The organism is Pseudomonas sp. NPDC090755, assembly GCF_044769005.1.
GTDB lineage: Bacteria > Pseudomonadota > Gammaproteobacteria > Pseudomonadales > Pseudomonadaceae > Aquipseudomonas.
Genome location: NZ_JBIVXC010000007.1, coordinates 191641 through 215027, shown reverse-complemented (window position 1 = coordinate 215027; position 23387 = coordinate 191641). Strand labels below are relative to the sequence as shown.

The window sequence follows — 23387 nt, the reverse complement described above, 5'->3', positions numbered from 1 at the left end:
ACTTACCACTTCATTTCGCCCTTGGCGACCTTGGCGCCGAGCTCCAGCGAGCTCTCCTCGCCCAGGCCCGGGTAGCGCGCCTTCATCGCCGCGGTCAGCTCGGCAGCGTTCGCTGCCTGGGCGGTCTGGGTATCGAATGCGCGGATGTAATCGGCAGTGAAACGTACGGCTTCCAGCCCTTCGCCAGGCTGGCCCAGGTAATGACCGGGCACCACGGTCTGCGGCTTGAGCTGCTCGATGCGCTGCAGGGTAGCCAGCCAGTCCTTGTGCGATTGCGCCGTCTGGGTGTCTGCCATCCAGACGTGAAGGTTTTGGGCGACCACTACGCCGCCGACCACGGCCTTGATCGACGGAATCCAGACGAAACTGCGGTCCGGCTGCGGACCGTCGAGCCCGAGCACTTCCAGGCGCTGGCCTTCCAGTGTCAGTTCATTACCCTGGAGCGCTTGCGGGACGACCAGCCGGGCGGGCTTGTCGCTGCCCATTTGCGGCCCCCAATAGGCCAGCTTGCCGTCCTTGGTCTGCTTGATATGCGCGACGGTGGCGGCCGAGGCCACTACCTTGGCCTCGGGGTAGGCGTCGGTCAGGGTCTGCAGACCGAAGTAGTAGTCCGGGTCGCCATGGCTGATATAGATGGTGGTCAGGTGCTTGCCGCTGGCGCGCAGCTTTGCCAGCACCTGCTCGGCCTGGCCCTTGCCGAACTGGGCATCGACCAGGATGGCATCGCGCTCGCCGCTGACGATCACCGAACTGACTGGAAACAACGCTGCAGTGCCCGGGTTATAGACATCCAGCTGCAACGGCTGCCCGGCAGCATTGGCCTGGGCCATGACGCCGAGGGTGGCGAAGGCCAGCAGCAGGCCTGGCAGGGAAAAAGAACGACGCATCAAGGCAATTCCTGTCTGGGGACGAATAGCCACAGCTTAGTTGCACGATCTGTCGCAAAAAATGCGATGCTTGGCATCAGTTTGTTTCTGAAACCGGGCAAATCATGGATCGTCTGACAGCAATGCGGGTCTTCGTCAGCGTGGTCGACCTGGGCAGCCAATCGGCCGCCGCCGACCACCTGGACCTGTCGCGCCCCGTGGTGTCGCGCTACCTGGCCGAACTGGAAGACTGGGTCGGCGCGCGCCTGATGCAGCGCACTACCCGGCGCCTGAGCCTGACCGCCGCCGGCCAGGAAACCCTGCCACGTTGCCGGCAGATGCTGGAGCTTGCCGGTGACCTGCAAGCGGCGGTGAGTGCACCCGAGGATGCGCCTCGGGGTGAATTGCGCATCAGCGTCAGCACCTCGTTCGGCCAGGCGCAATTGATGGATGCAGTCGCCGCCTACGTCAAACGCTACCCCGGGGTGAAGGTCGACCTGCAGATGCTCGATCGCACGGTGAACCTGGTGGACGAGCGCATCGACCTGGCGATCCGCACCAGCAACGACCTGGACCCCAACCTGATCGCCCGGCGTCTGACGGTGTGCCGCTCGGTGATCTGCGCATCACCGGCCTACCTGCGCGAGCACCCGGCGCCGCAGCAGGTCCAGGACCTGATGCAACACAACTGCCTGACCCACACCTACTTCGGCCGCAGCCTCTGGCACTTTCAGGTGGCGGGCGAGCAGGTCTCGGTGCCAGTACAGGGCAACATCAGCGCCAACGAAGCCATGACCCTGCAACGCGCCGCCCTGGCCGGTGCCGGGATCGCCATGCTGCCCACCTACCAGGCAGCGGCCACCCTGCGCAGCGGCGAGCTGGTGCGCCTGCTGCCCCAGGCGCAGCCACGGGAGCTGGACCTGAACGCCGTGTACACCTCGCGCAAGCACATGCCGGCCACCTTGCGCAGCATGCTCGACTTTCTCGCCGAGCGTTTTACCGCCGAACCCGAATGGGACCGCGGCCTGCTCTAGCCCGGGCAATCCAGCCAAAGCTGACCTATGCTTTCAATAGCACCTGAGTGCGGATTGAACGAGGTGAGCAGCATGACCCTCAAATCCAGACGATGCGCTGTCGTCTGTGCCATTGCCGCCGTTCTCGGGCTGTATGGCACAGCGGCCTACCGGGTCGAACAGATCCGCCACCAACCTAATTCGGCCGCCAGTTGCAGCCTGGCCCATTGCGTACCGCACACCGCGACCCTGAGCGGCGTGAAATAGGCGCCAGACAACGTCTGACCGGCACGGCGCAGTGATTGGAGCAGACGCTTAGCAAGCTATCTAGTACACTGACCAGCACCCGTTTCCGCAGCGACAGTCTGTGGGATAACCTGCCTTTCGAGCTGGCCCGTGACCCAACTGAACACTCCGCAACCGATCCTGCGCAGCGTGCTCGTCGCGTTGATGCTGGCGATTTTCCTCGGGGCCCTGGACCAGACCATCGTCGCCGTGTCGATGCCGGCGATCTCCGCCCAGTTCAATGATGTCAGCCTGCTGGCCTGGGTGATCTCCGGCTACATGGTCGCCATGACCGTGGCCGTGCCGATCTACGGCAAGCTGGGCGATCTGTACGGCAGGCGGCGGATGATCCTCACCGGCACCGCCGTGTTCACCCTCGCCTCGCTGTTCTGCGCCCTGGCCCAGAACATGGAACAACTGGTGCTGGCCCGTGTGCTGCAAGGGATCGGCGCCGGTGGCATGGTTTCGGTCAGCCAGGCGATCATCGGCGACTTCGTCCCCCCTCGCGAGCGCGGTCGTTATCAGGGCTATTTCAGCAGCATGTATGCCCTGGCCAGCGTGGTCGGGCCGGTGCTGGGCGGCTACCTCACCGAGTACCTGTCCTGGCGCTGGGTGTTCTGGCTGAACCTGCCGCTGGGCCTGACCGCCTGGTGGGTCACCCGGCGCGCACTGCGAACGCTGGCGGTGCCGCAGGGTCAGGCGCGGGTCGACTATGTCGGCGCCGCACTGCTGATTTTCGGTTTGAGCAATTTGTTGCTGGGCATCACCCTGATCGGCCAGGGCCATGCCTGGAATGGCTCGCAGGTCGGCAGCCTGCTGCTCTGTGCCCTGCTCGGCCTGTTCGTGTTCGTGCTGCATGAGCGCCGGGCACCGGAACCGTTGTTGCCGCTCAAGCTGTTCGGCAACCGGGTCGCCACCTTGTGCTGGTGCACCATCTTCTTCACCAGTTTCCAGGCCATTTCCCTGACCATGCTGATACCGCTGCGTTACCAGAGCATCACCGGCGCGGGCGCCGACAGCGCCGCCCTGCATCTGCTGCCGCTGGCCATTGGTCTGCCGATCGGTGCCTACTGCGGCGGCCGCCTGACCAGCTTTACCGGCCGCTACAAGCCGCAGATCCTCGGCGGAGCGCTGCTGATGCCGTTCGCCATTGTCGGCATGGCCCTGACGCCGCCGCAGGCAGCCTGGCTCAGCGGCTTGTTCATGGTTCTGACCGGCATCGCTTCGGGCCTGCAGTTCCCCACCTCGCTGGTGGCGACCCAGAGCGCTGTGCAGCCGCGCGATATCGGCGTGGCCACCAGCACCACCAACCTGTTCCGCACCCTGGGCGGGGCCATGGGTGTGGCCTGCATGTCGGCGCTGCTATTGGCGATGTTGCAGGATGGCGGCCTGAGCCTGGCCGGTGACACCCTGCTCGGCAGCCTCAAGGCGGGTGAACCTAGCCCGCAAATACAGGTCCAGTTACTGGAGACCTTCCGCAATTTGTTGCTGGGCAGTGCTTTGGTGTCGCTGTTCGGACTGACAGCCGCGCTGGCCCTGCCGGACCGGCAGTTGCGCGGCCATCAATAATCAGGGTGTGAAGGGTGCGGAAACAGTTCCTCACAAACCTTCACAAAGTGTCATTTGCGCAATGCAGGGCTCAAGCGCAGCATATCCAGCCCGGTATCGATCCACAGCTCGGCATCCCCCAGCAGGTCGAAGCTTTCCGGCAGGAGCAACCAGCGGCGGATCAGGCCATCGATGTAGGCATAGATCGCCAGCGCCGCACGCTCGGGATCTACATCGGCGGGCAGTTGCCCGCGCTTGACTGCATTGACCAGCGACAGCGCGATATGGGCATGGCAGTCGACAGTCGACAGTCGAATGCTGCCGTTGCTGGCGGATTTCGCACATATCATCGGTGAACTCGCACTTGTGATGCAGAATTTCATTGATTCGCCGGGTTTTCGGGTCAAGCACCATCTGGTGCATCAGTTGCACCAGCAGCTTGCGCATGCAACCCAGCGGATCGACTTCCTCTTCGCTCTCGCTGGCCCGGGCCAGCGCGTCCAGGGGCTCACGCAGGCTTTCGAGCATGGCCTCGACCAGCTCTGCCTTGTCATTGAAGTGCCAATAGATGGCGCCGCGGGTAACCCCCGCCAGCTTGGCGATATCGGCCAGTGTGGTTCGCGCTACCCCGCGCTTGTGGAACGCCTTTTCCGCCGCCTCGAGAATCTGGGCGCGGGTCTCCTGGGCTTCCTCTTTGGTTCGACGGACCATGGCAGTACAACCTCATCAGTGCCCAGGTAAGCACACAGGCTTCTGGGGCTAGGCCGGATCAACCTTCGGGGGGTTGTTACCGAATGTATAGGTTTCAAGGCTTGCGGCGGCCCGGGGCGATGCCGCATGGTATTTACAAACAACCATGAATGTAAGTATATTCCTTAGTAAGCTAAATATCTACTCGACAGCATTTTTTCTCTCGCACCCTTTCCATTATTCTTGAGCGTCTTGAGCTCTTGCGACCCGAGGATCTTCATGCAATTCAAGCCAGCTGTTACCGCTCTGGTATCCGCCGTCGCCCTGGCAACACTGCTCAGCGGCTGTAAAAAGGAAGAGGCAGCTCCCGCAGCGCAAGCGCCTCAGGTCGGCGTCGTCACCCTGCAAACCCAGGCCTATACCCTGACCTCCGATCTGCCGGGGCGTACCACTGCCTACCGCATCGCCGAGGTTCGCCCACAGGTCAACGGCATCATTCTCAAGCGCCTGTTCAAGGAAGGTACCGAGGTCAAGGAAGGCCAGCAGCTGTACCAGATCGACCCGTCGGTGTACGAGGCGACCTTGGCCAGCGCCCAGGCCAACCTGCAATCGAGCCGTTCGCTGTCCGATCGCTACAAGCAGCTGGTGGCCGAACAGGCGGTGAGCCGCCAGGAATACGACGATGCGCAAGCCAAACGTTTGCAGGCTGAAGCAGCACTGCGCAGCGCCCAGATCGACCTGCGCTACACCAAGGTCCTGGCACCGCTCAGCGGCCGTATCGGTCGTTCGGCCGTGACCGAAGGCGCCCTGGTCAACAATGGCCAGGCCGACGCCATGGCAGTGATCCAGCAGCTGGACCCGATCTACGTCGACGTCACCCAGTCCTCGGCCGAGCTGCTCAAGCTGCGCCGTGAGCTGGAAAGCGGTCAGCTGCAGAAAGTCGGCGACAACGCCGCCAAGGTCACCCTGACCCTGGAAGACGGCAGCACCTACCGCCAGGAAGGTCGCCTGGAATTCTCCGAAGTCTCGGTCGACCCGACCACCGGTTCCGTGACCCTGCGCGCCGTGTTCCCGAACCCCGAGCACAACCTGCTGCCGGGCATGTTCGTGCATGCGCGCCTGAAGGCCGGCGTCAATGCCCAGGCTATCCTGGCACCGCAACAGGGCGTGACCCGTGACCTCAAGGGCGAGCCAACCGCCCTGGTGGTCAACCAGGAGAACAAGGTCGAACTGCGCCAGCTCAAGGCCAGCCGCACCGTCGGTAACCAGTGGCTGATCCAGGAAGGCCTGAACGCCGGTGACCGGGTGATCACCGAAGGCCTGCAGTTCGTCAAGCCGGGCATCGAGGTCAAGGCCAGCGAAGCCACCAACGTCAAGCCGGCCCAGCCAGCCCAGGCCAATGCATCGACTGCAGGGGCCAAAGGGGAGTAAACCATGTCGAGATTCTTTATCGATCGCCCGATCTTCGCCTGGGTGATCGCCTTGGTGATCATGCTGGTCGGCGCCTTGTCGATCCTCAAATTGCCAATCAACCAGTACCCGAGCATTGCACCACCGGCCATCGCCATCTCCGTGACCTACCCGGGCGCTTCGGCGCAGACCGTGCAGGACACCGTGGTCCAGGTCATCGAACAACAGCTCAACGGTATCGACAACCTGCGTTATGTCTCCTCGGAAAGTAACTCCGACGGCAGCATGACCATTACCGCGACCTTCGAGCAGGGTACCAACTCCGATACCGCCCAGGTCCAGGTGCAGAACAAGCTGAACCTGGCCACCCCACTGCTGCCGCAAGAAGTACAGCAACAGGGTATCCGGGTGACCAAGGCGGTGAAGAACTTCCTGCTGGTCATCGGCCTGGTGTCCGAAGACGGCAGCATGACCAAGGACGACCTGGCCAACTACATCGTCTCCAACATGCAGGACCCGATCTCGCGGACTGCCGGTGTCGGTGACTTCCAGGTATTCGGTGCCCAGTACGCGATGCGCATCTGGCTCGATCCGGCCAAGCTGAACAAGTTCCAGCTGACCCCGGTCGACGTGCGCACCGCCGTGGCGGCGCAGAACGTGCAGATCTCTTCCGGACAGCTGGGCGGCCTGCCCTCGCTGCCAGAACAGCAACTGAACGCCACCATCATCGGCAAGACCCGTCTGCAGACCGCCGAGCAGTTCGAGAAGATCCTGCTCAAGGTCAACCGCGACGGCTCCCAGGTACGCCTGAAGGACGTTGCCAAGGTCGGCCTGGGCGGCGAGAACTACGCCGTCAGCGCCCAGTTCAACGGCAAGCCGGCGTCCGGCCTGGCCGTCAAGCTGGCGACCGGTGCCAACGCCCTGGACACCGCCAAGGCCCTGCGCAAGACCATCAGCGACCTGGAACCCTTCTTCCCGCCGGGCATGAAGGCCGTGTTCCCGTATGACACCACGCCGGTGGTGACCGAATCGATCAGCGGGGTAATCCACACCCTGATCGAAGCGATCGTGCTGGTGTTCCTGGTGATGTACCTGTTCCTGCAGAACTTCCGCGCCACCATCATCACCACCATGACGGTACCGGTGGTACTGCTGGGTACCTTCGGGATCCTGGCCGCAGCGGGCTTCAGCATCAACACCCTGACCATGTTCGGCATGGTACTGGCCATCGGTTTGCTGGTGGACGACGCCATCGTCGTGGTGGAGAACGTCGAGCGGGTGATGTCCGAAGAGGGCCTCTCGCCCAAGGAAGCGACCAAGAAGTCCATGGGCCAGATCCAGGGCGCCCTGGTCGGTATCGCCATGGTACTGTCGGCAGTACTGCTGCCAATGGCCTTCTTCGGCGGCTCCACCGGGGTGATCTACAAGCAGTTCTCGATCACCATCGTGTCGGCCATGGCCCTGTCGGTGGTGGTTGCGCTGATCTTCACCCCGGCCCTGTGCGCCACCATGCTCAAGCCGATCACCAAGGGTGAGCATCACGTTGCCAAGCGCGGCTTCTTCGGCTGGTTCAACCGCAACTTCGACCGCAGCGTGCAGAGCTACGAACGTGGCGTCGGCAACATCCTGCGACACAAGGCCCCGTACCTGCTGGCCTACCTGCTGATCATGGTCGGCATGATCTGGCTGTTCACCCGTATCCCGACCGCCTTCCTGCCCGAAGAAGACCAGGGCGTACTCTTCGCCCAGGTCCAGACCCCGGCCGGCTCCACTGCCGAACGGACCCAGGTGGTGATCGACGAGATGCGCGAATACCTGCTGGACAAGGAAGGCGATACCGTTGCCTCGGTGTTCACCGTGAACGGCTTCAACTTCGCCGGTCGCGGCCAGAGCTCGGGCATGGCCTTCATCATGCTCAAGCCGTGGGATGAACGCTCTGCCGAAAACAACGTGTTCAACCTGGCGGCCCGCGCCCAGCAGCACTTCTTCACCTTCCGCGACGCGATGGTGTTTGCCTTCGCACCACCCGCCGTACTGGAACTGGGTAACGCCACCGGTTTCGACGTCTTCCTCCAGGACCGTGCCGGTGTCGGCCACGACAAGCTGATGGAAGCGCGTAACCAGTTCCTCGGCATGGCCGCGCAGAGCAAGATCCTGTCGGCAGTGCGTCCGAACGGCCTGAACGATGAACCGCAGTACCAGTTGACCGTCGACGACGAGCGTGCCAGTGCTCTGGGCGTCACCATCGCCGACATCAACAACACCCTGTCGATTGCCCTGGGTGCCAGCTACGTCAACGACTTCATCGACCGCGGCCGAGTGAAAAAGGTCTACATCCAGGGCGAAGCCTCTTCGCGCATGAACCCTGAAGACCTGCAGAAGTGGTACGTGCGCAACGCCGCCGGCGAAATGGTGCCGTTCTCTTCCTTCGCCAAGGGCGAGTGGATCTACGGTGCACCGAAGCTGTCGCGTTACAACGGTGTAGAAGCCATGGAAATCCTCGGTGCACCAGCCCCTGGCTACAGTACCGGTGAAGCCATGCTCGAAGTCGAGCGTATCGCTGCACAATTGCCGGCGGGTATCGGCTACTCCTGGACCGGCCTGTCGTACGAGGAACGCCTGTCCGGTTCCCAGGCGCCGGCGCTGTACGCCCTGTCGCTGTTGATGGTGTTCCTGTGCCTGGCAGCCCTGTATGAAAGCTGGTCGATCCCGATCGCGGTCATGCTGGTGGTACCGCTGGGGATCATCGGTGCGCTGATGGCGACCAGCCTGCGTGGCCTGTCCAACGACGTGTACTTCCAGGTCGGCCTGTTGACCACGATCGGCCTGGCGGCGAAGAACGCGATCCTGATCGTCGAGTTCGCCAAGGAACTGCACGAGCAGGGCCGTAGCCTGGTCGATGCCGCCATCGAAGCCTGCCGGATGCGTCTGCGCCCAATCATCATGACGTCCCTGGCGTTCATTCTCGGCGTGGTACCGTTGGCTATCTCCACCGGCGCAGGCTCGGGTAGCCAGCACGCCATCGGTACCGGGGTAATCGGCGGGATGCTGACCGCAACCGTACTGGCCATCTTCTGGGTACCACTGTTCTTTGTTAGCGTGTCGTCGCTGTTCGGTAGCAAGAAGCCCGAAGAAGACGCCACCCCTGAAACTCCACGCTATGAGGCCGGGCAATGAGTAAGTCCCTGTTGTCCCTGGCGGTCACCGCTTTCATTCTTGGCGGTTGCTCGCTGATCCCTGACTACCAGACCCCGGAATCGCCGGTGGCCGCGCAGTGGCCGCAAGGCCCTGCCTATTCGCCGACCGAGTCGGCGGATGTGGCCGCCGCCGAGCAGGGCTGGCGTCAGTTCTTCCATGACCCGGCGCTGCAGCAGCTGATCCAGACTGCCTTGGTCAACAACCGCGACCTGAAGGTCGCGGCATTGAACGTCGATGCCTACCGTGCGCAGTACCGCATCCAGCGGGCCGACCTGTTCCCGGCGGTCAGCGCCAATGGCAGCGGCAATCGCCAACGCCTGCCTGCCGACATGTCGCAGACCGGTGAAGCCGGCATCTCCAGCACCTACTCGGCCACCCTGGGGGTAAGCGCCTATGAACTCGACCTGTTCGGTCGCGTGCGCAGCCTCACCGAGCAGCAACTGGAAATCTACCTGTCCAGCGAAGAGGCCCGGCGCTCGACCCAGATCGCCCTGGTGGCCAGCGTCGCCAACGCCTACTTCACCTGGCAGGCCGACCAGGACCTGCTCAAGCTGACCGAAGACACCCTCAAGACCTACGAGGAAAGCTACGCGCTGACCTTGCGCAGTAACGAAGTGGGTGTCGCCTCGGCCCTGGACCTGAGCCAGGCACGCACCTCGGTCGAGGGTGCGCGTGTGCGGCTGGCCCAGTACCAGCGCCTGGTTGCCCAGGACCAGAACAGCCTGGCGGTGTTGCTCGGTACCGGCATTCCGGCCGACCTGCCGAACGCCAAGGACCTCGACAGCGACCTGCTGGCCGAAGTCCCGGCGGGCCTGCCGTCGGACGTGCTGCATCGCCGTCCGGACATCCAGGAAGCCGAGCACCTGCTCAAGGCCGCCAATGCCAACATCGGCGCCGCCCGGGCAGCGTTCTTCCCGAGCATCAGCCTGACCGCCAACGCCGGCACCATCAGCCCGGACATGAGCGGGTTGTTCAATGGCGGTTCCGGCACCTGGTTGTTCCAGCCGCAGATCAACCTGCCGATCTTCAATGCCGGTGCCCTGCGTGCCAGCCTCGACTACTCGAAGATCCAGAAGGACATCAACGTCGCCAAGTACGAGAAAACCATCCAGACCGCCTTCCAGGAAGTCTCCGATGGCCTCGCCGCGCGCAAGACCTTCAACGAGCAGCTCAAAGCCCAGCGTGACCTGGTGTCTGCCAACCAGGACTACTACCGTCTGGCCGAGCGTCGCTACCGCATCGGTGTCGACAGCAACCTGACCTTCCTCGACGCCCAGCGTCAACTGTTCAACAGCCAGCAGTCGTTGATCACCGACCGCCTGTCGCAGCTGGTCAGTGAGGTCAACCTGTACAAGGCCCTCGGTGGCGGCTGGTACGAGCAGACCGGCCAGGCGCAGCAGCAAGCGCAAGCCGACGCGTCGAAAAGCTGATTGACCGTAGGATGAAAGAGCCCACCTTGCAGGTGGGCTTTTTTTTGTGCCGGATTCAAGCCCATCGTGCGCCCCTATCGCCGGCTCACACAGTGTGGACCTGCTTCACCTTGTGGGAGCCGGCAGAGCCGGCGATAGGCTCACCACGACCTAAAACTAACCAAACAGTTACCGTTCGATTATCGCCCAGTTCCGCCTGCAGCGAATTGATTCCCCCCCGCCCGCCGCCGCACCATCCCTACGCAGCTGTTCCCAGCTTGTAACCCCAAGATCGATGCCCGGCCTGCGACCTTCAACCGTCGCAGCGGATGGTTTCGGCTTACATAAAAACAAGAGACACACAAGATGACCGCACTCCCACCCGCACGACACCTGCTCCCAGGCCTGCTGGCCATGACCTGCACCCTGCCCGCTTTTGCGGCCGAAGGGGGCTTTGTCGAAGATGCCAAGGCCAATCTCAACCTGCGCAATTTCTACATCAACCGCAATTTCGTCGATCCGGCCAATCCCCAGGGCAAGGCCGAGGAATGGACCCAGAGTTTCATCCTCGATGCCCGCTCCGGGTTTACCCAAGGTCCGGTCGGTTTCGGTGTCGATGTGCTGGGCCTGTACTCGGTCAAGCTCGATGGCGGACGCGGCACGGCGAACACCCAGCTGTTGCCGGTGCACGACGATGGTCGCCCGGCCGATGATTTCGGTCGCCTGGGCGTGGCGCTCAAGGCCAAGGTTTCCAACACCGAGCTGAAGGTCGGCGAATGGATGCCGGTGCTGCCGATCCTGCGTTCGGATGACGGCCGCTCGCTGCCGCAGACCTTCCGTGGCGGGCAGCTCACCTCCCAGGAAATCGCCGGCCTGACCCTGTACGCCGGCCAGTTCCGTGCCAACAGCCCGCGCAACGACGCGAGCATGGAAGACATGTCGATGAATGGCCGGGCGGCCTTCACCTCCGACCGTTTCAATTTTGCCGGTGGCGAATACAGCTTCAACGACAAACGCACCCTGATCGGCCTGTGGAACGCCGAACTCAAGGACATCTACAACCAGCAATTCATCAACCTGGTGCACAGCCAGCCCGTGGGTGACTGGACCCTGGGCGCCAACCTCGGCTACTTCATCGGCAAGGAAGACGGCGCCGAACGCGCCGGCAAGCTGGACAACCGCACCGCCTCGGCCCTGCTTTCGGCGAGGTATGGCAGCAACACCTTCTATGTCGGCCTGCAGCGTGTCAGCGGCGACGATCCCTGGATGCGGGTCAATGGCACCAGCGGCGGCACCCTGGCCAACGACAGCTACAACTCCAGCTTCGACAACGCCCGGGAGCGCTCCTGGCAGGTGCGTCACGACTTCAACTTCGCCGGCGTCGGCGTACCGGGCCTGACGCTGATGAACCGCTACATCAGCGGTGACAACGTGCACACCGGGGCAATCACCGATGGCGAGGAATGGGCGCGGGAATCGGAACTGGCCTATGTGGTCCAGTCCGGGAGCCTGAAAAACCTGTCGGTCAAATGGCGTAACTCGACCATGCGCCGCGACTACAGCACCAACACCTTCGACGAGAACCGCCTGATCATCAGCTACCCGATCAGCATCCTCTAAAGCATCGCGGGGCAAGCAAGCTCCCACAGCCTTGTGGGCGCTTGCTTGCCCCGCGATTGGCCTCACGCCCCCCGCGTGGTCCGGCTACGCTGCCCGTCGACGCCGACCGGCACGTCACCCTGCAAGGTCACCCGACGCACCACCCGTCCCTGGGTGCCATAGTCGTCGACGGCGTAATGCTGGGTGGCGCGGTTGTCCCAGATCGCCACGTCGCCCGCCTGCCAGCGCCAGCGCACGGTGTTTTCCAGGCGGGTGACATGACTCTGCAGCAGGTTGAACAGGTGCGTGGAGTCGAATTGCGAATAGCCCTTCAGGCGTTTGACGAAGTGACCGAGCAGCAGGGTTTTCTCACCGCTGACCGGGTGCACCCGCACGACCGGATGCTCGGTTTCGTACACCGTCGAGGTGAAGATCCGGCGATAACTTTCCTGCTGTTCCAGGGTGACATTCGGCTTGGCCCCTGCGTAGTCGTATTCGTTGCTGTGCACGGCCCAGAGCTGGTCGGCCAGGGCCTGCAACTCCGCCGGCAGGTCCTGGTAGGCCGATGCGGTGTTGGCCCAGACCGTATCGCCACCCGATTGCGGCGCCACGACCGAGCGCAGGATCGATGCCTTGGGGTAGGCATCGACGAAGGTCACGTCGGTGTGCCAGGAGTTGGCCCGGCGCCCTTCACCGCCGTCCAGTTCCAGCAAAAAGCGCGTGCCGTCGCGCACTGGCACGGTGGGGTGGGCGATCGGTTCGCCGAGCAGGTGGGCGAAGGCTTCCTGGCCCTGGTCATCGAGGTGGTGCTGGGCGCGGAAGAACACCACCTTGTGCTCCACCAGCGCGGCCTGGATGGCCTCGATCACGGCGGGCTCAAGGTCGGCGCTCAATTGCACCCCACGGATCTCGGCACCGATGCGTCCAGCCACCGGGTGGATGTCCAGCACATGGCTGACGGGTGCTACGGCGTGTGCGGCATTGCTCATGGTACGACCCTCATCTGGCTGCTCTGGGAAATGTGTCGATGAAGCACTTGCACTATCCATATGCAAATACGCTCTAATAAACAAACAACAGCTTCATTGACGGAATAAGAGCTTGCATTTAAAACCTGAGCCTTCGTGGCGGCAAATACCTTCGCCGTATTTTTGGAATGCCGGGAAAGCATATGGATCTTCGCCAACTGCGTTACTTCATCGCCCTCAACGAACACCGCAGCTTTGTTCGCGCCGCCGACGCCATGGGCATCACCCAGCCGGCCTTTAGCCGCAGTATCCAGGGCCTGGAACAGGAGTTCGGTTGCGTGCTGGTGGACCGCGGCAACAAGGACCTGCGCCCGACGCCGGAAGGCCAGGTTGTGCTGCAGCACGCCTTGCGCCTGGTCCAGGGCGCGGCGCTGTTGAGCAGTGAAGTACTGGAGATGACCAAGCTCGATGCCGGTGAACTGCATTTCGGTTGCGGACCGGCGCCAGCGGTGCAACTGGTGCCCCAGGCGCTGGCGCAGTTTCTCGATGCGCATCCGAAAGTGCGCACCCGCCTGGAAGTGGATAACTGGGAAAAACTCGGCCGCGCCTTAAACCGCGAGGAGATCGAGTTTTTCGTCGCCGATATCCGTCAGTTCGAAGCCGATCCCAACTTCCAGACCTTGCCCCTGAGCCCGCGCCGCGGCCTGTTCTTCTGCCGTCCCGGGCATCCCTTGCTGGCCAAGGACAGCCTGTCGACCAACGACATGTTCGACTACCCGCTGGCCACCACCTTGATCCCGCCCGGGGTGCGCAAGCTGCTGGCCAACCTGAGCGGCAAGACCGATTTCGTTCCCCAGGTTCAGAGCGAACACCTGCCGACCCTGGTACGCCGGGTGCTGAGCAGCGACGCCATCGGCATCGGTACCGAGGAGGCCTTTGCCGAAGACATCCAGCAGGGTCGCCTGGTACGTCTGCACTGGCGCAACCTGCCGGCCAACCTGGACAGCCTCAATGCCCGCTGCGGCATCGTCAGCCGCAGCGGTTATCGCCTGTCGCCAGCGGCGCGGGCCATGATCGATACCCTGGTCAGCCTCGATCGGCAGCCAGTGGCGCAGGTGCTGGCCGGATAGCCTGGGGCGCCAGCCACTGGGCGACCTTGAACGGCTTGCGGATCAGGCGCTGCTCGGCGGCCAGGTCGACCGAGGCCTGGAGCTGGTCGAGGAAGGGCTGGTCGAGGCTGGAGCGGAAGGTCTGCTGCAGCGGTTCGTCCTGCAGGTCACGCTGCAGGATCACCGGCGGGTAACTGGCCAGCTCTGATACCAGCTGGATGTAAGCCTCCTTGTTGCCCTCCTCGCTCAGCCACTGCACCGCCTGCTGCTGGGCATCGAGCAGGCGCTCGACCAGCTCGGGGTGAGCATCGACGAAGGCACCGGCCCCCACCAGCACCGCCTGGATGCTGCCGGCGCCACCCAGGTCACGGGTATTCAAAGGCAGGTCCGCCAGGCCCCGCGCCTGCAGGGCATTCAATCCCGACAGCCCCCAGGTGGCATCGATCTGCCCGGCCGCCAGGGCGGCGATCGAAGCGTTGAAATCAAGGTTGATCACCTTGAAGTCTTTCTCGCTCAGGCCCTGGCTGGCCAGGGCGGCATCGAAGGACAGTTGGCTGGCGGTGCCACGGAAGATCGCCACGCGTTTGCCCTTGAGGTCCTGCAGGGTCTTGATGCCGCTGCCGGGGACCACGCCCAGGTAGTGCTTGATGCCGCGGCCGGTGGCGGCCAGCAGACGGGTGTCGACGCCGTTGGCCTTGCCGATGATCGCTGCCAGGTCACCCAGATAGGCGAAGTCGACCTGGCCGTTGGCAAAGGCTTCGTTGATCACAGGTCCCGCGCCCTTGAAGTAGTTCCACTGGATCTTGATGCCATCGGCGGCAAAGGCCTTTTCCAGCAGTTGCTGGTTGCGCAGCACATCGCTGACCCCGCCCCCGGAGTTCTTCGCGCCGGCACTCAAGTCCGGTACGGCAATGCGGATTTCCTTGACCGCGGCGGCCTGGGCCAGCGGCGGCAGCCAACCGATCACGGCAGCCAGGGCGGGAGCGGCGAACAGACTGAAAACACGGTTGATCGACAGGTTCATGGCAGGCGACTCCTTGTAGTGGTGCGGCCACGCTAACCACATCTCCTGAAATCAAATAAATACTAATAAATTACATTTTAATAATAAAAATACATAAGCAAGCCAGTCCGCGACGTTGCGCCGGGGATGCATTCCACACAGGAAAAATATGCCTCGAATGCATTGGATACCGACCTGGCGCGATGCTTTAAATGCAGGCTCTTATCACCTATTCGAATTTATTTTTAAGAAAATATATCCGAAAGGAATATACACATAGCCAATCCACGGAGGTCCGCATGGCCCAAGTTTCCGCCCCCAGCCTGCCTCAGGCCCCCGCCACGCGGCACCTGCGCGCATTGCCGTGGGAGCCTCTGCAGGCCTGGTTCGTACCGCTGGGCCTGGCCCTGCTGTGGTGGCTGGCCAGTCGCAACCAGTGGATGAGCGAGCAAATCCTGCCGGCCCCGAGCCTGGTCTGGCAGAGCGCCCTTGAACTGAACCACGGCGAACTGTGGTCGCACCTGGCAATCAGCCTGCACCGCTTGCTGGTCGGGTTGCTGGCTGGCGTTGCCAGCGGTGCCGTACTCGGCGCCTGGCTGGGCTTCAGTCGCCGCGCCGAACGCCTGGTGCTGCCGACCTTCAACGCCCTGGCACAGATTCCGACCCTGGCCTGGGTGCCGCTGTTCATGGTGCTGTTCGGCATTGGCGAACTGCTCAAGCTGGTGGTGCTGGTCAAGGCGATCATCGTGCCGGTCACCCTGCATACCCTGGTCGGCGTGCGCGATGCCCAGCCGCGTCTGCGCGAAGCGGCCGCCGTGCTCCAGCTTCCCGGGCACCTGCTGATCAGCAAGCTGGTCTTGCCCGCCGCCCTGCCCGCCTTTCTCGCCGGTGTGCGCCTGGCCCTGGCCACCGGCTGGTCGTCGCTACTGGCGGTGGAGCTGCTGGCCTCCAGTGAAGGCATCGGCTACCTGATGGTCTGGGCCCGGCAGTTGTTCATGCTCGATATCGTCTTCGTCTGCATCGGCGTCATCGGCGTGCTCGGATTTGCCATGGACCGTGGCCTGGGCTGGCTGGACCGGCGCCTGGTGCACTGGCCGCATCCGCCCGGCGCCCAGCTGCGGGTGCAGCGCCTGCAAGGCAGCGAACATCTGCAGGCCCTGGCGCTGCCGCTGGCATTGCTGCTGGCCTGGCAACTGGCGAGCCAGTTGCACTGGGTCGATGCCAACATCCTCGTGGCGCCCTGGCAGGTGCTGCTCACCACCTGGCAAGGCGTGCTCGACGGTTCGTTGATTACCGCCCTGGCGGTGAGTGTCGGCCGGGCCCTGGGGGGATTGCTGCTCGGTGGCGGGCTGGGGTTTGGCCTGGGGCTGTGGCTGGGGCTTTCAGCTCCGGCCGAGCGCCTGCTGGCGCCGACCCTGGCCGCGCTGAGGCAGATCGCGATCTTCGCCTGGGTGCCCCTGCTCACCGCCTGGTTCGGCCTGGGCGAACTGGCCAAATGGGTGTTCGTCGGCCTGGCGGCGTTCTTCCCGCTGTTCATCGCCACCCAGCGCAGCGTCGCCCACCGCTCGCCGCAACTGGACGAAGCCGCCCGGGTGCTGCACCTGAACCTGCGCCAGCGCCTGTTGCGCCTGGTACTGCCCGGTGCGGCACCGGGCATTTTCGCCGGCCTGCGCGTCGGCCTGATCTATGCCTGGCTCGGCACCATCGGCGCCGAGTACTTCATGCCCTCGGGCGGCGGTATCGGCAGCCTGATGATCGGCGCCCAGCAACTGCTGCGCATGGACCTGATCATGGCCGGGATGCTCCTGGTCGGCCTCACCGGCGCGCTGTTGGGCGCCCTCGGACAACACATCGAATCGCGTGCCACGCGCTGGAGACGAGCATGAATGCCCTTGCCCATCCCTTGGTCAGTTTCAATCAGGTCGGCAAACACTTTGCGGTGGCCGGCGGCGAGCTGGAAGCCATCCGCGACTTCAACCTGCAGATCGCCGACGGCGAATTCGTCGCCATCGTCGGTGCCAGCGGTTGCGGCAAATCCACCCTGTTGCGCTTGCTGATCGGCCTGGACAACGACTACCAGGGGCAGATCCTGATCGACGGCCAGCCACTGGCCGGCATCGGCCGCGAGCGTGGCATCGTGTTCCAGGAACACCGCCTGTTCCCCTGGCTTACCGTGCGCGAAAACATCGCCCTGGGCCTGGTCAACGAAGCCTTGCCACCCCGCGAACGCGAGCAGCGCATCGCCGATTACATCGCCCTGGTGGGCCTTGAAGACTTCACCCGGGCCTACCCCCACCAGCTCTCCGGCGGCATGGCCCAGCGCGTGGCGATTGCCCGTGGCCTGGTGGCCAGCCCGCGGATCCTGTTGCTCGACGAACCCTTCGGCGCACTCGATGCCCTGACCCGCCAGCAGATGCAGGACGAGTTGCTGGCGATCCGCGAACGGGCGCGTATCACCACCTTGCTGGTGACCCACGATGTCGAGGAAGCGCTGTTCCTGGCCGACCGGGTCGTGGTGCTCGAACCACGACCGGGGCGGATCAAAGAGATCAAGCACATCGATCTGCCGCACCCGCGCCAGCGCGCCAGCCTGGACTTCCATCGCCTGCGCGAGGCGCTGCTGCACGAGCTGACCGCCGATGCCCGCTACCTGCCGGCCGCACCGGTACAGATCAATAACCTGCCCCTGTCCTACCTAGCCTATTGAGAATCGACCATGAGCCAACGCCCCAACTTTCTGGTCATCGTTGCCGATGACCTGGGATTTTCCGACCTCGGCGCCTTCGGCGGTGAAATCGCTACCCCGAACCTCGACGCCCTGGCCACTGCCGGCCTGCGCCTGACCGACTTCCACACCGCGCCCACCTGCTCGCCGACCCGCTCGATGCTGCTCACCGGCACCGATCACCACATCGCCGGCATCGGCACCATGGCCGAGGCACTGACCCCGGAGCTGATCGGCAAACCCGGCTACGAAGGCTACCTGAACGATCGCGTGGTGGCCCTGCCGGAGCTACTGCGCGAGGCCGGCTACCAGACCCTGATGAGTGGCAAGTGGCACCTGGGCCTGAAAGCCGAGCTTGCGCCCCACGCCCGCGGCTTCGAGCGCTCCTTCGCCCTGCTGCCCGGGGCGGCCAACCACTACGGATTCGAGCCGACCTATGACGAGCAGACCCCGCGCCTGCTCAAGTCCACCCCGGCGCTGTACATCGAGGACCAGACCTTCGTCGAGCAACTGCCCGAGGGGTTCTATTCATCCGATGCCTTCGGCGACAAGCTGCTCGACTACCTCAAGGCCCGCGACCAGAGCCGACCGTTCTTCGCCTACCTGCCCTTCTCGGCGCCACACTGGCCGTTGCAGGCGCCGGCCGAGGTGGTCGCCCGCTACAAGGGCCGCTACGACGCCGGCCCCGAAGTGCTGCGCCAGGAGCGCCTGGCAAAACTGCGCGAGCAGGGCCTGATCAAGGCCGACACCCGCGCCCACCCGGTCGACAACCACTGGGCCAGCCTCAGTGATGAGCAGCGCCAGCGCTCGGCGCGCACCATGGAGGTCTACGCGGCGATGGTCGAGCGCATGGACTGGAACATCGGTCGGGTCCTGGACTACCTGCGCAACCAGGGTCAGCTGGACAACACCCTGGTGCTGTTCATGTCCGACAACGGCGCCGAAGGCGCGCTGCTCGAAGCCTTCCCCAAATTTGGCCCGCACCTGGCCAGCTACCTGGACCAGCACTACGACAACAGCCTGGAGAACATCGGCCGGGCCAACTCCTACGTCTGGTATGGCCCGCAGTGGGCCCAGGCGGCCACGGCACCCTCGCGGTTGTTCAAGGCCTTTACCAGCGAAGGCGGCATCCGTGTGCCGGCCTTTGTGCACTACCCGGCCCTGGCCCGGCAGGGGCAGATCAGCCATCAGTTCAGCACGGTGATGGACATCACCCCGACCCTGCTGGACCTTGCCGGCGTGCGTCACCCCGGCAAGCGTTGGCGCGGTCGTGATGTTGCTCCGCTGCGCGGCAAGTCGTGGCTGGGCTACCTGTCGGGGGAAACCGAGCAGGTGCATGACGAACACACCGTCACCGGCTGGGAACTGTTCGGCCGCCGGGCTATTCGCCAGGGCCAGTGGAAGGCCGTCTACATCCCGGGCCCGGTAGGCCCGGCCACCTGGCAGCTGTACGACCTGGCCAGCGACCCGGGTGAAATCGACGACCTGGCAGCCAGCCAGCCCGAGAAGCTGCAGGCGCTGCTGGGCGAATGGCAGAAATACGTCGAGGAAACCGGCGTGATTCTCAGCGAATCGCCGTTCCAGCCGGACTAGCCAAGGCTTGCAGGCGGGCGAGGTCGAGAATCTCGATCTCGCCGTAGCCCAGGCGCAGCGCCCCTTCCTGTTGCAGCGACTTGAGGATCTGGTTGGTGGTCTGGCGTGACAGCGACAGCATCAGCGCCAGTTGCTCCTGGGACAGTTGCAGCAGGCGCCGGCTAGCGTCCACCTCACCGTAGCCGGCGGCCATCTGCAACAGCCGATGGGCGACCCGCGGGGCCGCCGCCAGCAAGCTCTGCTGCTCCAGCGTGACAAACAACTGGCGTAGTTTCTGGCTCATCAGCAAGGCAAAGTCGCGCCAATGGCCGGGGTGCTGCGCCAGCAAGGCCAGCAAGTGCGCCTGAGGTATCCACAACAGGCGCGTTGCACCTTCGGCCTGGGCGTCATGGGTGCGCGGCTGGCCGTCGAACAGGCTGATCTCGCCGAACCACTGGGGGGCCTGCACCAGGGTCAGCAAGGCCTCCTTGCCCTCGAGACTGACCGCTCCCACCCGCATCGCCCCGTCGAGCACCGCGTACAGGCCGCAGGGCGCGTCGCCTCGCTGGAACAGCAATTGCCCGGGCGCCAGCTCGCGCAGCCGGGCAAGATCCAGCAGGCTATCCTGAAGGAAAGGTGGCAGGTGCTTGAACCAGTGGCCCTGGAGCAGGGTGTCGCGCCAGGCGGAATCGGTGTTCATAACGCCTCGAAGGTCAACTCTGTCGGCTAGCCGACAGACAGCCGGAATGCCTGCAGGGCATGCTCAGGCCACCCTACAGGAGGAACAACAATGAAAAACCTGGTCGAACACCTCAGTCAATACGCCGCCTACCACCGCGACCCGCGCAACATTGCCACCCACTTCGTCGGCATCCCGATGATCGTGGTGGCGGTGACGGTGCTGCTGTCCCGCCCGGGGCTGGACCTGGCCGGGATGTGGCTGTCGCCGGCGTTGCTGGTGGCGATGCTGTCGGCCTGGTTCTACCTGCGCCTGGATCAGCGTTTCGGCCTGGTCATGGGCTTGTTGTTGGGCCTGTGCCTGTGGCTTGGCCAGGTGCTGGCACTGCAAAGCACGATGGTCTGGTTGAGTGCGGGGCTGGGGCTGTTCGTGGCGGGCTGGGTGATCCAGTTCGTCGGCCACCACTATGAAGGGCGCAAGCCAGCCTTTGTCGATGACATCAGCGGCTTGATCATCGGGCCGTTGTTCGTGGTGGCGGAGTTGGCGTTCCTGCTGGGGATGTGCCCGGAATTGAAGCGGGCCATCGAACGCAACGTCGGGCCGGTGGCAATTCGCTGATTGGGGCTGCCATGCAGCCCATCGCCGGCGATGCCGGCTCCCACAAGAGCTCAGTAGCAGCCAATTTTTGTGGGAGCTGGCATCGCCAGCGATGGGGCCTCGAATTCAGTCCCTGGACTCGACACCCAGCTCATCCCACACCGACTCGGCCAGGTGGAAGGTCGCATTGGCCGCCGGAATGCCGCAGTAGATCGCACTCTGCATCAGCACTTCCTTGATCTCGTCACGGGTCACGCCATTGTTGGCGGCGGCCCGCAAGTGCAGCTTGAGCTCTTCGTTGCGGTTCATGCCGATCAGCATGGCGATGGTGATCAGGCTGCGGGTATGCCGTGGCAGGCCCGGGCGGGTCCAGATGTCGCCCCAGGCATGACGGGTGATCATTTCCTGGAATTCGCCGTTGAAGGCGTTGAGGTTGGTCAGGCTGCGCTCGACATGGGCGTCGCCCAATACCGCGCGACGTACCTTCATGCCCTCTTCATAGCGTTGTTTTTCGTCCACGAGTCGCGCTCCTCAGCGGGCCAGCAGAAAGTCGATGACACGGCGGCTGAACGGCTCGCCGACTTCGACGTTGGACAGGTGCGCGGCATGGAACTCGGCGAACTCGGCGCCCGCCACGTGCTCCTGGATGAACAGGCTGCCCGACGGCGGGGTCACCGCATCTTCGGTGCCGGCAATGGCCAGCAGCGGTACGCGGATTTCACCCAGCTGGTCGCGGAAATCGGCATCGCGCACGGCGCCGCAGTTGGCGGCATAGCCCTGGGGCGAGGTGGCCGCCAGCATGTCGGTGATGCGCTTGGCCTGGTCCGGATGGGCCGCAGCGAAAGCTGGCGTGAACCAACGCTGGATCGAGGCGTCGCGCAGGTCGACCATGGCCTTCTGGCCATCGCGCAGCACCGTCTCGATGCGCGGGTTCCAGGTTTCCGGGCTACCGATCTTCGCCGCGGTGTTGCAGACGATCAGCCGGTTCAGACGCTCACCGGCATTGATGCCCAGCCACTGGCCGATCAGGCCGCCCATGGACAAGCCACAGAAATGTGCGCGTTCGATCTTCAGGGCATCGAGCAGCGCCAGCACATCCCGGCCCAGCTGTTCGATGCTGTAGGGGCCTTCGGTTACCAACGAGCCGCCATGACCACGGGTGTCGTAACGCAGCACGCGAAAGTGCGCGGCGAAGGCCGGCACCTGGGTGTCCCACATGTGCAGATTGGTGCCCAGGGAGTTGGACAGCACCAGCACCGGAGCGCCTTCAGGACCGTCGATTTGATAGTTGAGTACGCCATCGGCGAGTTGTACCTGTGCCACTGCAGCCTCCTCAGGCATTGAATAGGTGATGTTCCGCCAGCGCCCGCTCGACCCAGGCACGTGCCTGGCCGAGGTAGTGGGCGGGATCGAGCAGACGATCGAGTTCGTCCGCCGAGAGTTCGGCGCTCACCTGCGGATCGTCGCCAAGCACGGCGCGCAGGTGACGCTGTTCGGCCACTGCACGTTTGCAGCAGGTTTCCAGCAAGTGATGAGCGTGGTCGCGCCCCAGGCGCTGGGCCAGGACGATGCTGACCGCTTCGGCCAGCACCAGCCCCTGGGTCAGGTCGAGGTTGTGGCGCATGCGTGCGGCATCCACCTGCAGGCCATCGGCGATGACCTGGGCCTGGCGCAAGGCGCCGGATACCAGGCAGCAGATCTGCGGCAGGGTTTCCCATTCGGCATGCCACAGGCCCAGGCTGCGTTCGTGCTCCTGGGGCATGGCCGCGAGCATCGTCGAGACCAGCCCTGGCACCCGCGTCGCAGCACCGATCAACACCGCAGCACCGACCGGGTTGCGCTTGTGCGGCATGGTCGAAGAGCCGCCCTTGCCCGGCGCCGAGGGTTCGAACACTTCGGCCGCCTCGGTCTGCATCAGCAGGCTGACATCGCGGCCCAGCTTGCCCAGGCTACCGGCGATCAGGCCCAGCACCGAAGCGAACTCCACCAGTCGATCACGCTGGGTGTGCCAGGGTTGCTCCGGCAACTGCAGGTCCAGTTCCCGTGCCAGTGCTTCGGCCACCGGCAGCGCCTTGTCGCCCAGGGCTGCCAGGGTGCCGGAGGCGCCACCGAACTGCAGGGTCAGCAGGCGCGGCTTGAGTTCCCGCAGGCGCTGGCGATGACGGGTCAAGGCACCCAGCCAGCCGGCGATCTTCATCCCCAGGGTCACGGGCGTTGCGTGCTGCAGCCAGGTACGTCCGGCCAGCGGTGTATCGATATGGGCCTTGGCCTGACGAGCCAGCGAATCGGCCAGGCGCTGCACATCGGCCTCGATCAGATTCAGTGCCACCCGCAACTGCAGGACCAGGCCGGTATCCATCGCGTCCTGGCTGGTCGCGCCCAGGTGCACATGACGCTCGGCCTCGGGCATGTCGCTGGCGATCACCTTGCCCAATGCCTTGACCAGCGGAATCGCCGAGTTGCCAGCAATGCCGATGGCCTCGGCCAGGGCGGCGAAATCGTAGTGCTCGGCCCGGCAGCCCGCCTCGATCGGCGCCACTGCCACCAGGGGAATGACCCCGACGGATGCTTCGGCACGGGCCAGGGCGGCCTCGAAATCGAGCATGCCCTGCACCCGGCCGCGGTCGGAAAACACCTCGCGCATGGCGGGCGCGGTGAAGTAGGCATCGAACAGTTGATTGCCCGGTTGCGGGTTCATCTACAAGTCCTTCAACAG

19 protein-coding genes and 1 pseudogene are annotated in these 23387 nt (G+C 64.2%); 12 read left to right on the top strand and 8 right to left on the bottom strand.

The window, feature by feature from the left end:
* Positions 1 to 2 precede the first annotated feature (2 nt).
* A complete protein-coding gene (locus ACIQUS_RS13550; protein ID WP_403047697.1) occupies positions 3 to 887 on the bottom strand; it encodes an MBL fold metallo-hydrolase in 885 nt (294 codons plus the stop codon).
* A gap of 104 nt (positions 888 to 991) precedes the next feature.
* On the opposite strand from ACIQUS_RS13550, the gene ACIQUS_RS13545 reads away from it, so the two are divergent.
* The 3 genes from ACIQUS_RS13545 to ACIQUS_RS13535 all read left to right on the top strand — a co-directional run bounded on the left by ACIQUS_RS13545 (position 992) and on the right by ACIQUS_RS13535 (position 3733).
* Positions 992 to 1900 (top strand): LysR family transcriptional regulator, encoded by a 909-nt coding sequence (locus ACIQUS_RS13545; protein WP_403047695.1) that lies wholly within the window; start codon positions 992 to 994, stop codon positions 1898 to 1900.
* A gap of 72 nt (positions 1901 to 1972) precedes the next feature.
* Positions 1973 to 2146: a hypothetical protein gene (locus ACIQUS_RS13540; RefSeq protein WP_403047694.1), complete on the top strand. Its 174-nt coding sequence runs from the start codon at positions 1973 to 1975 to the stop codon at positions 2144 to 2146.
* A gap of 183 nt (positions 2147 to 2329) precedes the next feature.
* A complete protein-coding gene (locus ACIQUS_RS13535; protein ID WP_403047775.1) occupies positions 2330 to 3733 on the top strand; it encodes an MDR family MFS transporter in 1404 nt (467 codons plus the stop codon).
* A 50-nt stretch (positions 3734 to 3783) separates the two neighbouring features.
* On the opposite strand, the pseudogene ACIQUS_RS13530 reads toward ACIQUS_RS13535, so the two are convergent.
* Positions 3784 to 4423: pseudogene (locus ACIQUS_RS13530) on the bottom strand (TetR family transcriptional regulator).
* A gap of 258 nt (positions 4424 to 4681) precedes the next feature.
* Here ACIQUS_RS13530 and ACIQUS_RS13525 point away from each other — a divergent pair.
* The 4 genes from ACIQUS_RS13525 (at position 4682) to ACIQUS_RS13510 (ending at position 12039) form a co-directional block, all read left to right on the top strand.
* Positions 4682 to 5833, top strand: coding sequence for an efflux RND transporter periplasmic adaptor subunit (locus tag ACIQUS_RS13525; RefSeq protein WP_403047692.1), 1152 nt, complete (start codon positions 4682 to 4684; stop codon positions 5831 to 5833).
* A 3-nt stretch (positions 5834 to 5836) separates the two neighbouring features.
* On the top strand, positions 5837 to 8989 hold the full coding sequence (locus ACIQUS_RS13520) for an efflux RND transporter permease subunit (protein WP_403047690.1): 3153 nt from the start codon (positions 5837 to 5839) through the stop codon (positions 8987 to 8989).
* Positions 8986 to 10440, top strand: coding sequence for an AdeC/AdeK/OprM family multidrug efflux complex outer membrane factor (locus tag ACIQUS_RS13515; protein ID WP_403047688.1), 1455 nt, complete (start codon positions 8986 to 8988; stop codon positions 10438 to 10440). The genes ACIQUS_RS13520 and ACIQUS_RS13515 overlap by 4 nt, the downstream gene beginning before the upstream one ends.
* Before the next feature lie 345 nt (positions 10441 to 10785).
* On the top strand, positions 10786 to 12039 hold the full coding sequence (locus ACIQUS_RS13510) for an OprD family porin (protein WP_403047686.1): 1254 nt from the start codon (positions 10786 to 10788) through the stop codon (positions 12037 to 12039).
* 62 nt (positions 12040 to 12101) lie between these two features.
* On the opposite strand, the gene ACIQUS_RS13505 is transcribed toward ACIQUS_RS13510, so the two are convergent.
* The gene (locus tag ACIQUS_RS13505; protein WP_403047684.1) at positions 12102 to 13007 is read right to left on the bottom strand and encodes a TauD/TfdA dioxygenase family protein; all 906 of its coding nucleotides are present in this window, start codon (positions 13005 to 13007) and stop codon (positions 12102 to 12104) included.
* A 182-nt stretch (positions 13008 to 13189) separates the two neighbouring features.
* On the opposite strand from ACIQUS_RS13505, the gene ACIQUS_RS13500 reads away from it, so the two are divergent.
* Complete coding sequence (locus ACIQUS_RS13500; RefSeq protein ID WP_403047682.1) at positions 13190 to 14116, top strand: LysR family transcriptional regulator; 927 nt, start codon at positions 13190 to 13192, stop codon at positions 14114 to 14116.
* On the opposite strand, the gene ACIQUS_RS13495 is transcribed toward ACIQUS_RS13500, so the two are convergent.
* On the bottom strand, positions 14073 to 15119 hold the full coding sequence (locus tag ACIQUS_RS13495) for an ABC transporter substrate-binding protein (RefSeq protein WP_403047681.1): 1047 nt from the start codon (positions 15117 to 15119) through the stop codon (positions 14073 to 14075). The genes ACIQUS_RS13500 and ACIQUS_RS13495 overlap by 44 nt on opposite strands.
* Positions 15120 to 15397: 278 nt before the next feature.
* Between ACIQUS_RS13495 and ACIQUS_RS13490 the strand changes: the two genes are divergently transcribed.
* The 3 genes from ACIQUS_RS13490 to ACIQUS_RS13480 are packed head-to-tail and all read left to right on the top strand — an operon-like array spanning position 15398 to position 19416.
* Positions 15398 to 16984: an ABC transporter permease gene (locus ACIQUS_RS13490; RefSeq protein ID WP_403047679.1), complete on the top strand. Its 1587-nt coding sequence runs from the start codon at positions 15398 to 15400 to the stop codon at positions 16982 to 16984.
* Positions 16981 to 17805 (top strand): ABC transporter ATP-binding protein, encoded by an 825-nt coding sequence (locus ACIQUS_RS13485; RefSeq protein WP_403047678.1) that lies wholly within the window; start codon positions 16981 to 16983, stop codon positions 17803 to 17805. Before ACIQUS_RS13490 ends, ACIQUS_RS13485 begins: the two co-directional genes overlap by 4 nt.
* A gap of 9 nt (positions 17806 to 17814) precedes the next feature.
* Positions 17815 to 19416: an arylsulfatase gene (locus ACIQUS_RS13480; protein ID WP_403047677.1), complete on the top strand. Its 1602-nt coding sequence runs from the start codon at positions 17815 to 17817 to the stop codon at positions 19414 to 19416.
* Here the strand turns inward: ACIQUS_RS13480 and ACIQUS_RS13475 are convergent.
* Positions 19388 to 20095, bottom strand: a complete 708-nt coding sequence (locus ACIQUS_RS13475; protein WP_403047675.1) for a Crp/Fnr family transcriptional regulator — start codon at positions 20093 to 20095, stop codon at positions 19388 to 19390. The genes ACIQUS_RS13480 and ACIQUS_RS13475 overlap by 29 nt on opposite strands.
* 90 nt (positions 20096 to 20185) lie before the next feature.
* On the opposite strand from ACIQUS_RS13475, the gene ACIQUS_RS13470 reads away from it, so the two are divergent.
* Positions 20186 to 20692, top strand: a complete 507-nt coding sequence (locus tag ACIQUS_RS13470; RefSeq protein WP_403047674.1) for a DUF962 domain-containing protein — start codon at positions 20186 to 20188, stop codon at positions 20690 to 20692.
* Positions 20693 to 20797: 105 nt separating this feature from the next.
* On the opposite strand, the gene pcaC is transcribed toward ACIQUS_RS13470, so the two are convergent.
* The 3 genes from pcaC to ACIQUS_RS13455 are packed head-to-tail and all read right to left on the bottom strand — an operon-like array spanning position 20798 to position 23369.
* The gene (gene pcaC / locus ACIQUS_RS13465) at positions 20798 to 21190 is read right to left on the bottom strand and encodes a 4-carboxymuconolactone decarboxylase (RefSeq protein ID WP_403047672.1); all 393 of its coding nucleotides are present in this window, start codon (positions 21188 to 21190) and stop codon (positions 20798 to 20800) included.
* Between the two features lie 12 nt (positions 21191 to 21202).
* The gene (gene pcaD / locus ACIQUS_RS13460) at positions 21203 to 21994 is read right to left on the bottom strand and encodes a 3-oxoadipate enol-lactonase (RefSeq protein WP_403047670.1); all 792 of its coding nucleotides are present in this window, start codon (positions 21992 to 21994) and stop codon (positions 21203 to 21205) included.
* A gap of 10 nt (positions 21995 to 22004) precedes the next feature.
* Positions 22005 to 23369 (bottom strand): 3-carboxy-cis,cis-muconate cycloisomerase, encoded by a 1365-nt coding sequence (locus ACIQUS_RS13455; protein WP_403047668.1) that lies wholly within the window; start codon positions 23367 to 23369, stop codon positions 22005 to 22007.
* Positions 23370 to 23387 lie beyond the last annotated feature (18 nt).

Bases quoted from the DNA above. Each gene is read 5' to 3' on its own strand.
- ACIQUS_RS13550 (WP_403047697.1), bottom strand. From the start codon at position 887: ATGCGTCGTTCTTTTTCCCTGCCAGGCCTGCTGCTGGCCTTCGCCACC.
- ACIQUS_RS13545 (WP_403047695.1), top strand. From the start codon at position 992: ATGGATCGTCTGACAGCAATGCGGGTCTTCGTCAGCGTGGTCGACCTG.
- ACIQUS_RS13540 (WP_403047694.1), top strand. From the start codon at position 1,973: ATGACCCTCAAATCCAGACGATGCGCTGTCGTCTGTGCCATTGCCGCC.
- ACIQUS_RS13535 (WP_403047775.1), top strand. From the start codon at position 2,330: ATGCTGGCGATTTTCCTCGGGGCCCTGGACCAGACCATCGTCGCCGTG.
- ACIQUS_RS13525 (WP_403047692.1), top strand. From the start codon at position 4,682: ATGCAATTCAAGCCAGCTGTTACCGCTCTGGTATCCGCCGTCGCCCTG.
- ACIQUS_RS13520 (WP_403047690.1), top strand. From the start codon at position 5,837: ATGTCGAGATTCTTTATCGATCGCCCGATCTTCGCCTGGGTGATCGCC.
- ACIQUS_RS13515 (WP_403047688.1), top strand. From the start codon at position 8,986: ATGAGTAAGTCCCTGTTGTCCCTGGCGGTCACCGCTTTCATTCTTGGC.
- ACIQUS_RS13510 (WP_403047686.1), top strand. From the start codon at position 10,786: ATGACCGCACTCCCACCCGCACGACACCTGCTCCCAGGCCTGCTGGCC.
- ACIQUS_RS13505 (WP_403047684.1), bottom strand. From the start codon at position 13,007: ATGAGCAATGCCGCACACGCCGTAGCACCCGTCAGCCATGTGCTGGAC.
- ACIQUS_RS13500 (WP_403047682.1), top strand. From the start codon at position 13,190: ATGGATCTTCGCCAACTGCGTTACTTCATCGCCCTCAACGAACACCGC.
- ACIQUS_RS13495 (WP_403047681.1), bottom strand. From the start codon at position 15,119: ATGAACCTGTCGATCAACCGTGTTTTCAGTCTGTTCGCCGCTCCCGCC.
- ACIQUS_RS13490 (WP_403047679.1), top strand. From the start codon at position 15,398: ATGGCCCAAGTTTCCGCCCCCAGCCTGCCTCAGGCCCCCGCCACGCGG.
- ACIQUS_RS13485 (WP_403047678.1), top strand. From the start codon at position 16,981: ATGAATGCCCTTGCCCATCCCTTGGTCAGTTTCAATCAGGTCGGCAAA.
- ACIQUS_RS13480 (WP_403047677.1), top strand. From the start codon at position 17,815: ATGAGCCAACGCCCCAACTTTCTGGTCATCGTTGCCGATGACCTGGGA.
- ACIQUS_RS13475 (WP_403047675.1), bottom strand. From the start codon at position 20,095: ATGAACACCGATTCCGCCTGGCGCGACACCCTGCTCCAGGGCCACTGG.
- ACIQUS_RS13470 (WP_403047674.1), top strand. From the start codon at position 20,186: ATGAAAAACCTGGTCGAACACCTCAGTCAATACGCCGCCTACCACCGC.
- ACIQUS_RS13455 (WP_403047668.1), bottom strand. From the start codon at position 23,369: ATGAACCCGCAACCGGGCAATCAACTGTTCGATGCCTACTTCACCGCG.